The sequence below is a fragment of the Chryseobacterium defluvii genome (assembly GCF_014204415.1).
GTDB classification, from domain to species: Bacteria; Bacteroidota; Bacteroidia; order Flavobacteriales; family Weeksellaceae; genus Chryseobacterium; species Chryseobacterium defluvii_A.
Genome location: NZ_JACHLE010000001.1, coordinates 1,283,890 through 1,300,113 on the forward strand (window position 1 = coordinate 1,283,890; position 16,224 = coordinate 1,300,113).

Sequence of the window (16,224 nt, forward strand, 5' to 3'; positions counted from 1 at the left end):
CTCCTTTCATTCTACTCTCAATAAATTTCTATTAATTTATTGGGTCTTTTCAATAGATTTTTTCACACCATCAGATTTTTTATTCGTCCGCAGATCTCCTGATTTTTCAAATTTTAACTCATTACCATCCCAATGAACAGGTTTTCCTTCAGCAGAAATATCAGCCTCATTATGTAAAACCTCAGCCATATTTTTGTCATAGTCATTGGCTAAAATTTCTTTTGGGGCAGAAAAATTTTCAAAACCTTTTCTTGTTCCTACCGCTATATATGAAAATTTCACATAGCCTGTATCATCCACCTTGGCACTAAAACCGGATGCTGTAGGTTCTCTTTCTAAGTATATCTGCGAATTTCTCCCGATCGGTGTCAGCGTAACCACAATAGAATTGTCTGCAACCAGAGTTGAGAAGTTTTTATCAAATTCAACATTGATCAGCCCGCCTTTACTAATTTCCGCAATTCCTCTGGTATAGATATCTGCAGTAGTTGATGTAGGGACATAGGTAGTAATCCTGTCAGTATGATTCTCCGCAGTACTTACATTGGCAATGATATTATTAGTATATGTTGCCCCGTCAATATACATCCCATAGCGATTACCACTAATATTCATTCCATACACATCACCTTTAAAAGCAGCCCCCATAAGATCTCCTATTCCCATTACTCCGAATCCTTTAGCTCCTTTATTATCTCTGGCCAATCTTCCGGCTCCTGTAGACATAGCCGCGTTACCATATACACCAGCATTGGCTGACGCTGATGTTCTATACCCTAAAATGCCAAAGACTCCTGCCGATTGCCCATTTCCTAATACTCCCCCTGAACGATCTACGGCAGCTGATCCTCCCACAGACAAAACTTCTCCTATCACTCCAAAAAGGTAGGAATCCGTTGTAGAAGATGTTGTAGCATTTCCCATAGAACCATACAGAGATGTATGAGCCAAGGAACTTGAAGCAGATCCTGGCCCGCTATATCCGCTTCCCTGATTATTACCTGCGGCACTCCCTATTGTTCTATCCGCCCAAATACCTGCTCTTCTGGTGCTTACGGAAGTGGTAGGGTCTACGGATCCTGTACTTGCTGTTGTATATATAGCATTAGAAGCTCCTGACTCTAATATATTAATACCATCCCCGGTATTGGCTGTTCCCTGCATTTGTATTTTAATTCCATTTCCTATAGAATTTCCGTCATGTAAGATCAATATTCCGTCACTATTATTCAGGGTATTATTATTTTGAATCCTAAGCCCCTCTCCTGTTCCGGTATGATTAATAAACCCTCCCATAGAACTATTTGTGGAATTCATCGTAATATTTAATCCTCTTGAATCAGCCGCTGTCCCATTCTGATTGATCACTAATGCCCTGTCTTGTGAGGCTGAGCCCATATCTATATACATTCCTTTAGAACCTGTTCCAACTAAGCTACCCGTCGCAGTTGCATTACTTGCCTGGCTTACAAAAATTGCAGATTGGTTGGTAGTTCCTGTTTCCGCAATATGTATTTTAGACAAAGGAAGCAGGATCCCGAAGCCTGAGTTGCCATTATTCAAAAGAGAAATACCGCTACTGGCCGTATTATTTGGCTGTAACCTCGCAAAAACTCCGGTAGATACGGATGGAGCCGCATTATTGATTATTCTTATCAGGCCATTAGTAGAATTTAAAGCACTATTAGCTGTTCCAATATCCAACAACGTACCTGTAGTTAATGCATTCGCCCTTAAAGTTAATGGCGTTTGTGTACTTGCAGTGGTCCAGTTCCAGGTTTGATCAAAATTTTTGCTGTCAATTGTATTGGCAGCTATCCCATCTGTAAGTCCTGAAATAGGAGTCTTTGCAGCAATTCCCCCATTATTTATTGCCACCCATTTTGTTAAACTATGATTATAATAGTAAAAACCGGGTGAAGTAAGATCTGCGGTAATCCCTGCCGGAGCCGTCACCGCACTTGTAGCATAAATGAGCATCGAGTTTTGCCCCATACCTAATTGCATATCCATTGTTTGGATCTGATTCCCGGTTAACCTGGGAATTAATATACCTTCCGGTCTTGATCCTGTAGTTTTAGGAGTAATCTCCAAAGAAGCACCCGGCGAGTCATTATTTATACCCACCTGGGCATAAGCACCTGAAAAAGCAGCAAGAATTGCTGCTAAACTGAGTAATTTTTTTTTCATTTGTTTTAATATTTAATTGTTCTGGCTATATAATAATTAGAACTTTATTTGATAATCCTTAATGCAATCCTTTGTAATTAAGCATATTAAAATTGCCATAAGTTGGAATATTTAAAGTTCAAATATTATATTATTTCAAATGTACAAAATGAATTCACACAAGTTGGAATTTTTAAAGCCCAAATGCAATATTATTTCAAATGTATAAAATGGTATGAAATGCAGGCAATGTCTGGTATAAAAAAATGAAACCAAAAGGGTATTTTCCTATTGGTTTCATTCAATATTATTTTATTATGGACAAGTAATAGAAACTGATAGAAACTGATGTAAACGTATCATCACTAACTTTGATACACTACCACTCTCTTTTCAATTATTAGAAAGTATCAATGTAAAACTATTTTCATTACTCTCAAACAATGAAACAGAAGAATCCAATTTTTTTTTAGTTATCCAAATAATTTTACGTTGAAACAATTCTATATCAGATACTTTGTAATGATCAATCATTATGTAACCTTTTTTATTTTTTAGATTATCATAATTACTATCTATATAAATAGAATAACTTTTTAAATATGCTTCTTCTTTCAGATTTTTGCAACTCCCTGATAAAGAATATTTTAAAATATAATCACCTTTTGTGAATCTCATTTGAAAAAAAACACAATCATTAGATATTCTATTTTCAGTTAGAATATAATTTTCGGGGATTCCAATTTCATCATCATACTTCTTACATGCTATTATGGCAAACAATATTATTGTAATTCCATAAACTATAAAGTTTAATCTACTTTTTTTTATCATAATCTTGCACCCATATATATACTTTAATGCTTGTTTTAGGTAAAACATCTTCTTTTAAATATGGTCCCACATCTTTTCCTGAGGAAAAAGACAAATCCCAACCCCAATCTTCATAAATTAAATCTGCGTGACCAGTAGCTCCATAAGCTTTAGCATCATCTGCAACATATATTATTATACCTCGCATATCATCATATTTTTCATGAATATCTGCAATCATCTTGTCAACACCTTTATTAGTTTTAATAGTATATGTTTCTGTTGGTTTTTCTTTACTCTTTAAATAGTTTGCCATACTTGCAGCATCTAATACAAAATTTCCACTATCTTCTTTTTTACCATTTTGGACTCTAACATTGCTAGGAGTTTCAGAACTTTTAGGAATTGCATAGCCAGATTTATTTGCAGCGTCAGATAATTTAATAGCACAAGTGTTAGTATTTTTATTTGCCAAATAATTGAGACTTTTTTCTCTTTGAAGAATCCCTTCTCCATAACGATCATAGTTTCTTTCAAGTTTATCATAACTCATGTCTGTTACTTTAACTTGCTTTCCATTTGGGTCTACATAAATGATAGGATTTTGGTAAGTATAAATATAAGGATTAAGATTCCCCCAAAAGAAAACTCCTCTATTATGTTCTCCGTCTCCATAGAACTGGGTTTCCATTACAGGATTGTACACTGCCAGCGGATCCACCCCATACCATATACTCGCCTTCGGATTATAATACCTGGCTCCATAATAATATAAGCCTGTTTCACTATCCAGTTCCTTGACATTAAACTTATATGGATTAACATAGGCTGTTGGTTCCTGCTGCTCTACCATAGTTTCTCCAAATGATAAGTTTAGGAAAAGATAAATAATTCGTGAGCTTAAGAAAACATTCGGATTAGCTTTAATCCGAATGTTTCTATTTTTCCGTTAAACAGTGAAAGTTTTATCCTGACAGATGTAATAGCTCCATTTTAATTAGAGAAAAATTATTGGAGAAAAATTTCTATTAAATTTATTTAAAATTTTTGTTAGATTGCCGTTTCTCGTTATAATCCATCCAAATTCAGAATTCTGCAGTCCTTCTTTATCAACATCAGTTACTATTCCGCTTCTAAAGATGACTTTATCATTCTTATAGATAATAATTTCATTCTCAACAGTAGCAATATCTGCGCCGGTATATCTAAAATTAATTGTACTTAACTTCTTAATCAGTTCTTTATCTGAACATTTAAAAACTTGACCCAAAGGTATTTCTTTTGAGATATTTATTCTTTCTTTTATTATAAGTATAGCTTTAAAATTATCATTCTTGTTAAAATCTATCTCATTAAAAAGTCTAATACTATCATTTTTTTCTGTAAAAGAATTTTGATTTTTAAAAGAATACTCTGTCTGATCTATAATTATAGGTCTATAGATAAAATATAAATATATCAATAGAAACACAGCGCTAATGGTAAAAACTTTTATTCTCATTTTTTTGTACCTTTTACTGTTACAACTTTTCCCTTATTTTCCTTTACTAATTCTTCATCTGTTCTTACACCACCATCATATTGAGTCCTTACACTACTTCCATTAACTGTTGATTTTTCATCTACTTTTTCTTGAAATTTATCAACGACACTATCATCCCAGATCCATGATTTATCAACATCTGTACGGCAGCCTCCGGTACAATTAATCCAAGTCCCACTAGAAAACGCTTTATCTCTAAGGTCTTCAGGATCAAGTGCCTCTTCTTTATTAGGATAGCCTGGATTTAAAGTACCAGGGATAGCGTGCCCTAAATAATAAAAGCTGGTTATTTGGTCTTTGTCTCTTGCATCATTTTTACCTGTTCCTTTTGTATTAATATAATCTTCAATTTGATCTACGGAATTTACTACTTTGAAGTTAATACCTAATTTTTGTGCTTTTTCTTTGTAGGATTTTAACATTTTGGCACTATGCCCATTTTTAGAAGAGCCATCATTATAAATTATCCAAGTTACTTTTTCAGAAGTATTATGTCTCTTATCTAAGGCTCTTCTTGCTCTGTCAAGTCCATTAGCCAAGAAATGTTCTTTATTCTTATGACCACCTGGTTGTCCCGAAATGACTATACCTTCTTTACCATCTGGATCAATATAATTTATCGGATTATTAAATGTATATACATACGGCGACCAGCTTGGATATTTCTCCGCTAGCGGATCCACACCATACCATATACTCGCCTTCGGATTATAATACCTGGCTCCATAATAATATAAGCCTGTTTCACTATCCAGTTCCTTGGCATTAAACTTATATGGATTAACATAGGCTGTTGGTTCCTGCTGCTCTACCATAGTTTCTCCAAATGGTAAATTTAAGAAAAATTGTGTAGGTTCTGCCATTTCGTTAGTTACGTAAGTTGCCGTACCTAAATGATCTCCGTGAAGGTAATAAACGCCTCCCATAGGTGCCGGAGCTTTGGCAAATTCTTTTTCAATCTCCGAACTATTGTAACCGGCTTTAGACAGATAATTTTTAAAGTCTGTTTCGGCGGCAGATTGTTTATTTTTAGGATCAGCACTTTCTTTACCTCCTGCAGATGCTGCCTGTCTGTTGTTAAAAATATTACCCACATCTTTAAGGTTGCTTGCAATACGCTGAGCTCCTGCAAAATAATGCTTGGTAAGTATACCATCTGAAGTGTATACAGCATAAGGATTAGGATAAACCTTAAAGTTATCGAACATTAAGCCATTATCTACCATTTCACCGTTCTGGTAAAGCTCTGAATCATTCTTCAAATTGGCTTTGATAGTACGTTCACCTTTATCGTCGTAAACATAATACTGGAATGAACCTATTTCCGGTGTATGAATAGCCCTTAGCCTGTCCTGCTCATCCCAGTAAAAACTAGTAAGGCCAGTCTGTGGTGTCATCTGATGGATCGTATTTCCATTGCCGTCATATTTAAAATGTTCTACATTTCCGGAAGCAACATCTATGATTCGTTCTACCATGTGCGTTTTTGGAATATATACATACTTATTTAAATAAGTATTATTCGTGTTTACTATACCGTCCTGCTCATGATGCTGTTCTTTTGTATCTATCCCGCTGCTCATGTTATACTGCATATTGGTATGGTACATTGATGTTATTCCCGGAATTAGTGTAGGCGGCAAACCGTCTTTTCTTTCCGGTTCAGCGTTGCCTGAGGAGCTCATAAGCCTGTTGAGAGCATCATACTGATAATTAAAAGTATACTTTCCTCCAAATCCGGTATTGGTCGTTGGGCTGGTATTTTCAATGCTCGTTATATTGCTTACGTAATCATAGCTGTATGTACCATTCAATAGTGTAGTATTGTTGGCATCATTCAACAGATGGTTCTGCAGCCTTCTCTTACCAGGCTCGTAGGTAAAGCTGGATGAAGTATCGTTTCCGAAAGCAATATTTGTACGCTGCTCGTAATGATCATACTTGATGGATTTTACGTATTCATAACCTCCATCATTAAATATTTTCTTCAGATTTCCACCTAAATCGTATTCATATCGCACTACTTCATTATCAGGGTAAACAATAGTCCGAATCCTGTTCCAGTTATCATACTCATATGAAGTGTCAAATTTTAAATTTGGCATGTAGAAACCATAGATATAGCGAAGCTCATTGATCAGTTCTCCCATTTTACCATATTCATAATAACTTACCCCTGTGCCGTCATATTTTTCTACGACTCTGCCTGTATTGTTTCCTGAAGTACCATAGGTATAAGATACATTAGCGGGATTTGCTCCTGACGGTATATCCGGTAAATTGATATTCGTCAATCGGTTATAAGAATATTTATAATGAATCGGAACACCTCCGTTATTATTAAGGTTGGTATTTAGTATATGGGTAAGCTGTCCGGCCTTGCTGTAGGTATATGAAGCTTCGCCGCGGTCCGGATGGATCTGGCTTATTCTTCTGCCGCCCATATCGTAGGTGAAGCTTGTTTCCAAACCTTCAGGATCATAAATGTTCGTTATTTCTCCTATTTGGTTATAGGAATAGAAAGTGTTTAAAACCTGCCCCGGCAAATAGTTTCGTGTTTCTACAGTTTTTCCTTCCGCATTTGTCAAAATTTCTGTGTTGATTTGAGCTGAAGCATTCTGCATTTGGGACGTTGCTGTTTTAAACATGTTGTTTTCTATGAGGAACTTATTGTCCACAGAATTTCCATCTTCGTCAATAGTAGATACCGTTCTGTCTTTATAATCATAACTCGCAGAAGTATGGTGCTGAGCAAGGGTAAGGGTAAGCTTATTATTTATTGCGGCATCCTTATTTTCAAAGACCGGATGGTACTGTACAACCGCTCTTCCCAAATTGTCATTGATTACCCTTCCTGAAACCAACATTTTTTCTTCATCATCTATCTCTATATCTTTTTTCACCTGTATCACCTTGCCTGTAACATCAGCAAAAGAAATTGTTTCAATATCGTTACCCGGATGATAAGGATCGAGATGTAACGTTTTTGCCGTGAAGAGATGTAATTTGTTACCATTACTAAGAGTCACAGGGGTATTAAAATAATCATAATTAATGGTATAAGGATGTACCTGCCAGTCATTGGGGCTGACTATTCTAAGAGGCCTTCCGTATCCGTCATGTTCATATTCCATTTTATTCCCCGTAATGTCGGTAGACTCCAAAACAGTGTCTTTCAGAGGATCATAGGTAGCATAAGAAGACAGATTAAAAATAGGATCTTTTACCTGAATTACATATTTACCCATAGGGTCATAAAAATATTGCAGCTCGGACCTCTCCATAAACTCATTCGGAGGATACTTAACGGTTTTAATATTGCCAAACGGGTCATAAGTAATATCTGTCTCAGCAATTTCTCCTGAAGTAAGCCATACTTTAACCTTGGAAATATCTCCGGTATTGAAATTTGTAATTTCTGTAGCGCGTTTACGCAATGGATTAGTAGCGGTTACTCCGGGATATACCGTGATCATTCTCGGTACATTCAGAATATTATTGTTAAGATTCACATGGTAAGATATCACACTGTTATAGCTGTTAGACGGGCTTGTATACTGATACTTGGTAAGTTGTCCCCTGTTATTATAAAATAGCTGCCCTTGTGTAGAAACCGAGCCTCCACTTTCATAAATGGTTTTAGTAATGCCGGACATGAGCACACGGCCCATTCTTCTGCCTTCCGTACCTCCAACATCATAGGTTTCAAACTGAGCGGCAGGCACCTCTATCAGCTCACTAACAGACGGATTAAACTGATAAAGTTTATAGCTGTTTGTTGAGGCAGACAAAAGGTTTGATGTTCCTGCTCCAACATAAGATTCAACTGATTTCAGTAAGCCGCGAATAAAATAATTCTGATTATAAAAGTTCTGAACAGTTGTACGGTAAATGGTAGAATTATCATACATTTCGTACGTTTTTACCTTTCCAAAACCGTATTTCTCGCGTTCCCTTCTGTCATATCTGGAATTTTCATATTCAAATCGGGCTATTACATCCTTGTCAGTTGTACTCGAAGTATATGTTCCTGAGAAGGCATCAGGATTCGGAATAATAACTTCTGACATGACCAGTTTTGCCTGCGGATCATTGTAGGATGGTTTAGAGGATCCATAGTTAATAATAAAGGCAGCACCCAGGTTTTTAGGGGTATCACCGCCATATGATTCAGCATAGGACACTCTTTTGAGTTTGTTGGTTTTACCGATCTGTGAATAGTGTATCCTTAATCCGTTATTGGTATTGATTACCAGGTCAGGAAGACCATCACCATTAACATCTCTTAAGCCTTTATTGATTTCTGACACAGATAATCCTACGTTTGCAGAGAGGTCTGCCCCGAAAGGCTTTACGTACAGGATAGGAATACCAAAAATGACGATACACGGTATGTTGATGTAATATCCTCCGTTTAAGCTGGCGTAACCGCTGTGTGTTTTTGTTTCTTCGGCAAGGCTGGCATTTAAACTTACCGGATTAGCAAAACGGTTTCCTAAATTGTACTTTACATTGGTTTGTCCGGTATTCTCATCTACCTGAACTATATCTACAAGACCATCACCATTCACATCCAGGAAGGACCTCTTTGAGGTAGCGGTAGAGGAGCCTCCGCCAATACCTCCGGAAATGGCTATTCCCAATTCAACGCCCTGAACTGCATCAATTACAGAGTTTATCCCGCCGCCTATTCCAAAAGATGAAGAATGTACAGGCTTGGATACAGGTTCTTCGAATCCTGCGAAAGATCCTGTGGATCCCGGAATACCTCCATTAACTAATCCTGTCCCAAAGTTTAGCTTGTAGTTATTTCCTTCAATCTTATCCGGCAGGCCATCTCCATTGATATCCATCCAATACTCTGTTGTCTTATTGTAGGAGTTCGGATAATTGGATGTGCCTACACTCATAGACCACGAAACCGATGTGTCCCCTGTTGCATTGGTGTCGCTGTTGTTGGTCTGTCTTCCTACTGACTTGCTTCCTGAAGGACCGAATGCCGCGGATTTGGTATTCATGAAATCATCCGTTCTTGTGATCACTTTGTCTGTCCCTTCTATACCACTCTGCGCACCCTTCAAGCCTCCCAGAATGCTGGTTTGCTGAGATTGTGTACGATACAGCATATCAGGATAATTATCACCATTCACATCGAAGAAGTCCTGGGTCTGGATATTACCGATATTTCTCAGTTCTGAAGTAGAGTTAGTGAAACTTAGACCGATTCCAATTCCTGCATTTTTTGTTTTCGACTTGCTTTTTTGTTTTTTAGAAATAGCGAACATTCTTGTATTAGGATTATTGGCTACTTCAATATCATCTTCATCGGTATCGCTGTCTATAAATGGAGAAGTAGGTGTTTCATCATCTTTGAAACTGCCTATCTTTGAATATTGTTCATGAAATATCTGGTTGATCCATTTGTGTTCTCTTATCTTATCGGTTTTATATGGGTTAAGCGGGGTGAAAGGGGATGCCGCACCAAATACCTGGTTATTGGCATAATTGTTTTGAAACTCATTGGCAAGCTGGTCTCCTACACATTCTCCATATTGTTGAGAGTTGGTAATACCCGCACAAGCTGGAAAATTTAAATTAAACTGGAAAGGGTTTTCAAGGGTTGCATCATTAATTAATGCACCATACTGATCTTTCGGAGTATTCGGATTGGTTGTATATGCCGGGGCGGTACTACTCCCGCCTGGGCCTGTTGGAACAGAAATACAATCATTTTCCTTACGCGGATCGCAACCAGGAATCAATGGAGGCTGCTGATTTGTGCTTCCTGCAGCCGGAACGATGTCTTTGGCTTCATTATAAAGAAATTGTCCCCAGTTATGATAAACAGCACTTACTCCGTTGTATTCACCGGTATTTATTGATGTTTCGGTGGTATGATTTAAAAGAGAACTACCTGACTGGTTATAAATATTAAATATATTATTGCCCAGCTGTAATTTGAGTGCTTCATAGGCAAGCCTGTCTTTATTGGTATCACAGAAAATTAAGATATTTAATTTTTCCTGATCATCAATAACACCTGCTGTAGGATCTCCGTGATAGAAAGGTATCGGGTCATTTCCGTTAATAAGATTATGATCTATAGTATATTCTTTTAATATACCATTGGATATTTCTACAATTCTTTTATCCAGAAAAACACCTTTTTTCTTGATCACGTACATGAATCTGCCAGGTACGGAAGGGCTAAAACTGAAGTTCTTATTAATAGATATTGAATACTCATCATTACCTGACGATAGATTATTCAAAGTAGAAATATCAAATTTATCTTTCAGGTCTCTGATATGGTAAGACGGATACTGGGCAACACCATAGTGCCTGTGAGATGCATTAGGATAACCTTCTACCACGATATCATTCCACTCAATCTCTTTATTGATGTGGGAGTCGGTTTCCACTAAAAATTTTAAATGCCAGGATTCACTCGGGTCATTAAGAGCTGGAACAGAATAATTAATATCCACCGGTGAAACCGTTACAGACTGTCCGGGAGACGGGCCAACAATTTCTTCATAAATGGTATTGATAGTCGTCTGTTGGTTCTGCGCCACACTGGTGTCTTCTTTAATGAGAACGATAGAATATTTCACTCTGTCAGATAGAGTGTGTATTGTGAATTCCGGAATGGTAATGCGGATATTAGCAGGTTCTGTAAATTTAAATGATTTCGTCAGGTTATTTAAAAAGAACTTGTCGTCATAATCTGTTTTATTGGGCATATAACCATCCTGTTCTTCAATAAATTTGTCAGGTAATTGATTTCCTCCATTATCAGTATAGACAACTATAGGATTGGTATTTACGATATAGTTAGTCCCTGATTTTTTGTGTAATCTGAAATATACTTTTTCACCGGACTTTACATAAATTCTGGAAGAGTTTGATACGCCCAGAGGTGTTCCCGGATAACTGTTATATTGACGTATCGTAACATTTTGACTGGCCGTGCTATTGAGCTCCCTTAGGTATAAACGACAATTTTTTGAAACATCATTCGGGTTTTTGATCTCTATGGAATAGACTGCTTTAGCAAAATTATCCTGCCCTGGCTCAATCGCTATATCATCCGAAATTTCTATAAACCCGTTTTTTGGAGCAATCCAAACCTTAACCACATCATTTTTAGGCTTAACGGGGTCAATGTCATCAGGATCTTCAGGTTCTGTATAAGGCTGAGGGTCATTATCCGTTATGACCATGTTTTCAGTTAAATCACTGGTAATAACCATTTCCTGCATAGTTCCGTTTTTTCGGTTAAACCAGACTTTATCATCTTTAATGACATCCGGTAATCCGTCAGAATTGGCATCCATCATATAAATGGGAGTTTCATTTTCACTCTCGGAATTGATATATGAAAAATCGAATCCTATTTTAAACCAATTGAAAACAACGCTTCCCCCCAGATTCCATGTGGTACCCTTTGAGTGGGAAAAATTACTGTTTAGATTTCCTACTGACTGTTGTGCACTGTTAAATACCAACTGCCCATTGTTGTCTATACTTCCGGGAATCAGCTTGATACCATTATCCCCATTTCTTTTACGGTACAAAATATCTGCTATTCCATCTCCATTGAAGTCTACCAACTCCTGCCCTCTTTTCATTCGGGGATAAGAAGCACCGCCAAAAAGAGACAGCATAAAGTTTTTTACTCCTCCCAATTGAGGCCTGAATAACGCCAAACCTCCTCCTGTTCTTAAAGACCATCCCCATTCAAAATTATTGTCTGCACTTATTTTGGAAGGGGTGGTGATGGAACTTACCACATCGGAGAAAGCGTCAGTACCCGGAGTTGCTATATTGGTAGCGGTTCCGAAGACCGTACCGTTGTCATAGTATTCAAAATTATAGTCAAAAGCTGCGCCATCGGTGCGTAGATTAATTACCTTCAGCTTCATTCTGCTCAGAAGGCTTTTCTGAAATATTCCGGTAGTGTAGGTAAAATTGTAAGACCGTATGTTTTGCTGCTGATTACCTCCGTTCTTAAAATCAACATCTATTTTTGTGAGTAAAAATGGTTCAATTCTTTTAAGGATGCCTTTGGTGTTAATCTGCTTATCGGATCTTTTCGTATCATTAAAAAATGTTACAATATAAGGTCCTTTCTGGCCATTTCTTCCCGTATAGTAAATTTTGTCTATATGAAATATCCATCCGGCATTAAGATTCTGATCATCTCCTGTAAAGTTATTGATTGACTGGTTCTTATATTCGTAAATGATATTATTCCCGTGAGCATCTTCTGTCTTCCATATTCCCCATTGAATGATGTTTCCATTATAATTTCTCAGCACAGCATTTTGAACAAGCGTTGACTGGTCGCCACCGTAATAGGTTTTTGTTCCATTGGTAGAGGTTACCACCCATCTGTAATCTGTCGGGCTTGTTCCAAATCTCTCTATCTTAGTGAAATCGTGGCCTTTTCTTAGATAAAAGGTTTTCCCTCCTGAGCCGTTTCTTGCCTGTCGGGAAGTATCAAATGTACCGTTGGGGTTAACTTTGTTATGCCTGTGAGGAAGGTACCCGTCAGGATACACTAACATTTCGCCATCGAATGAATAGAGTTCAGTTTCCTGACCTGCCGTAAAAGTCGGGGTTCCCCACCGCGTATCAACAGATATGGATGATAAGCCTGCGATATTCCAGCCTTCTCCCATCCAGCCATTTCCACCGTCACTACTATATGTAACAGATAATGACGGCCGCATACCGGAGGTACCGGCAGGCAGCATCAATGGATAATTGATATTGGCATCTCCCGTCTGGCTTGCTGTCGGAGCCTGCATCAGGGGGGCACCTACAGGATTAGCTGCTTTCAGACCGCTGATCGTTGTTGGCGTAAATGAATTCAGCTGTGGTGATTCCGGGACAGAAATAACCCCATTGATATAATCTCCGTCACCATCTCCTTCAAATGTTACCGTCTTATTTTTCTCATCTACAACCGTTGCTTCGGTAACTTTCCATTTTTTTCTGCTATAATCAAAAGAAAAGACCTTTATCTCCTTTGGGGAAAAAAGACCTAATTTTTTCTCGTCATACGGAATGGTAATTTTTACTTTCTTGTTAAGTTTTCCTGATTTAAGGGACAGCCTGTACCCTGAGTTATTTAAAGTAATATTTTTAAGGCCTCCGGATACAGCCGGAATATCTTTTTCCCTCAGTTTTAAAATCTCAATGTAAGCGGATTCTGATGTTTCCTTTTCTATTTTCAAATTCGAATCTTCATATGGTACATCCAATTCTTTGTCATTTGAAATGCTTATCCCTTTTGAATTGAAATAATTATTATCTGAAACTTTAAATGATTTCGTATCTGCAGGAATTTTGTATAACTGAGTAATTCCATTGGCTATAACTGAAAAGCTTCCGGTAAGCTTATCTTTTTCCGATAACCTGATCACTCTCTCAAACTCTCCATTTTTAGTGTTAACGTAATTACTGTTAATATTAAGATCTGCTGATGAATTGCTGAATCCTTTTACATATAGCTGATCACCTGAAAGAACAGAGTTAACAATTAAATCTTTAGATGTATTTCTGTTTTTTTCAAAAACAATTTTCAGATTTTTTATTTTGTATTTTACGCCTGTAGAAGGTGATGTAAATAAGATGGTATTAATACCGTTTTTAATAAGTTCAGAGCTTAGTGCTTCTTTTTGATGACTCCACTCTGCCTGGGGTACAATAACCTCACCACCCATCGCCAGGTTATGATTAATTGACCTTGGAACGGACTGATGTGATGCCAGGCCATACAGATCATATTCTAAATAAGCATTGGTATTTTCCTTATTAAAGTCAGTGATATCAATGGTAAAGAAATTATCTGAAATTTTGTCCTCTTCCTGATCTGAAAATATTCCCACTGTTCCTTCTTTTTCTTTAGCAGAATAAGAATTCATTACATCCGAAGTCTCTTCTTCAGAATTGAGTTTCATATCAGGTCCATGATTTAAATTTAAATCATCAGAGACTGATGAATGTACATTTAAATTTTTTATATCGGATTGATCTTCAGATATAATTTTATTTGAATGAGCAGCCAGCTGATCGATATCTTTTTTATCCGTCAGCCTGCTCATCAGGTCTTTTTTCCATTCTCTGACTTTATATCTGTCTTCTTTGGTAAAGCTGGCAAAAATAAAAATGCAGACAAAAAACAATGAATGAAGAAGAAACTTTCTTCTCAGTTTAATTTTTGATGTAATTCTCATGTTAGAAGGAAATAATTTATTCAACAATCACTTTGAAGGCCTTGATTAGTTTTTTATTTTGAGTAAGGGTTACCAGATAGATACCCTGCATGTTAAACTTGCTCTGATAAGTAACGGAAGTGGAAGAAACTTTTTCGGATGAAATGATTCTTCCTCCACCGTCATATATGGAAATTTCCAGATCGTCTGTTGCCGGGAATTTTACGGTAACGTAGTTATTCATTTTAACTGGGTTCGGATATAGCATATATTGAAGGTCTGATGATGCATCTCCGGGTCCTTTTGTGTATATAGGGTTTTGTCCCGCAGAATTGTTATTGGATTCCTTATCTCCCGCAATATTGGTAGCAAATGTAAAAACAGCAGATTCCTTTTCTTCAGGAAACTCTATACCTGAATATTCTATAACATTTTCTTTAGCTTTTCCTTCAATTTTTTGAAAGGAACCATCATCATTTTTAATAAGTATCCAGTAATTTAAACGTAAATCCTCAGGATTCATTAATCGTTTATCTATTTGAAGCACATACCCTTTTTTAGGAATAGCCTTGCCTATGAAATTGATTTCCCAGTTTCGTTTTAAAATTCTCAGATCTTTTTTTTCTTCAAAGCTGAGGTCATTATTATCATCTGACCAGATGGCAAAAGTATTATCATCCAAAGGAGACATATTCTCAAAGTTGGTTCTCGAAATTTTTTCCCGGCCAATGGTCATTATTTTATCTTCCTGGTTTCTGGATTGCTTTTGATAGAGTTCATTGGCATCGTCTCTGCCTATTCCTGTCGGCCTGTTCTTAAACTCTTTATGTTTCTGAGGATCCCAGATAACGTCACCCTTGCTGTTGAAATATTTTATCCCTTCCAATGAAATCCCATATTTTATGGAGAGATAGGAATGTATTCTTTCCAGATCTGTTTTTTTTATTTTTTGAGGGATGAAAAGGGCTTCGTATGCATTCTTGTCTTCCAGCTGTATAGAAAGAATATCTTTAGTAATATTTGAATTGGGTTTATAACTCAGGTAAGAGAAAATACTTGGTTTATGTTTGAGCTCAACAGGTTTACCGTTTTCATTTTTCCTGAAGGAATTGTTATTGAGCTCTGCAATTACATCTTTATTGTACCAGATATTCTCCGTCTCTTCAGAATGATGTACCACAATTAAGGATTGGGCATTTTTTTTATCATACTTGATAGGCTGGCTAAAATGCTCCCGAATATTACAATTGAAGTTAAGCAATGTCTCATCAGCACATTTTTTTAGGTCTCTTGAAGTTTCCGGCGCTGCTTTTTCCCAAATTTTATCTTGTTGAATGTTTATTTGGGCATTAATGCCGGGTATGCCCATGAAAAATATCGTACTATAGCATACTTTAAAAACTGATTTAAATGTCATGATTAATGTTTTTAGTTTTGTGCCTTATTGTCCAAAAATATAAACATGATAAATCATTA

At 36.8% G+C, this 16,224-nt stretch carries 6 protein-coding genes; all 6 read right to left on the reverse strand.

Annotated features, from left to right (window positions below; genetic code table 11):
- Positions 1-36: 36 nt before the first annotated feature.
- A complete protein-coding gene (locus HNP38_RS05815; protein WP_184185832.1) occupies positions 37-2,190 on the reverse strand; it encodes a hypothetical protein in 2,154 nt (717 codons plus the stop codon).
- 372 nt (positions 2,191-2,562) lie between these two features.
- On the reverse strand, positions 2,563-3,003 hold the full coding sequence (locus HNP38_RS05820) for a hypothetical protein (RefSeq protein ID WP_184185835.1): 441 nt from the start codon (positions 3,001-3,003) through the stop codon (positions 2,563-2,565).
- The gene (locus tag HNP38_RS18130) at positions 2,987-3,916 is read right to left on the reverse strand and encodes a T6SS effector amidase Tae4 family protein (protein ID WP_317166716.1); all 930 of its coding nucleotides are present in this window, start codon (positions 3,914-3,916) and stop codon (positions 2,987-2,989) included. Before HNP38_RS18130 ends, HNP38_RS05820 begins: the two co-directional genes overlap by 17 nt.
- A 63-nt stretch (positions 3,917-3,979) precedes the next feature.
- Positions 3,980-4,483 carry a hypothetical protein gene (locus tag HNP38_RS05830; protein ID WP_184185841.1) on the reverse strand — a complete coding sequence of 168 codons (504 nt, stop codon included), beginning with the start codon at positions 4,481-4,483 and terminating at the stop codon, positions 3,980-3,982.
- Positions 4,480-14,769 carry a SpvB/TcaC N-terminal domain-containing protein gene (locus tag HNP38_RS05835; protein WP_184185843.1) on the reverse strand — a complete coding sequence of 3,430 codons (10,290 nt, stop codon included), beginning with the start codon at positions 14,767-14,769 and terminating at the stop codon, positions 4,480-4,482. Before HNP38_RS05835 ends, HNP38_RS05830 begins: the two co-directional genes overlap by 4 nt.
- A gap of 16 nt (positions 14,770-14,785) precedes the next feature.
- Complete coding sequence (locus tag HNP38_RS05840) at positions 14,786-16,165, reverse strand: T9SS type A sorting domain-containing protein (RefSeq protein WP_184185846.1); 1,380 nt, start codon at positions 16,163-16,165, stop codon at positions 14,786-14,788.
- Positions 16,166-16,224: the final 59 nt, after the last annotated feature.

What these genes read in the sequence shown, in the direction of transcription:
- HNP38_RS05815 (WP_184185832.1), bottom strand. Translation starts at nt 2,190, where the DNA reads ATGAAAAAAAAATTACTCAGTTTAGCAGCAATTCTTGCTGCTTTTTCA.
- HNP38_RS05820 (WP_184185835.1), bottom strand. Translation starts at nt 3,003, where the DNA reads ATGATAAAAAAAAGTAGATTAAACTTTATAGTTTATGGAATTACAATA.
- HNP38_RS05830 (WP_184185841.1), bottom strand. Translation starts at nt 4,483, where the DNA reads ATGAGAATAAAAGTTTTTACCATTAGCGCTGTGTTTCTATTGATATAT.
- HNP38_RS05835 (WP_184185843.1), bottom strand. Translation starts at nt 14,769, where the DNA reads ATGAGAATTACATCAAAAATTAAACTGAGAAGAAAGTTTCTTCTTCAT.
- HNP38_RS05840 (WP_184185846.1), bottom strand. Translation starts at nt 16,165, where the DNA reads ATGACATTTAAATCAGTTTTTAAAGTATGCTATAGTACGATATTTTTC.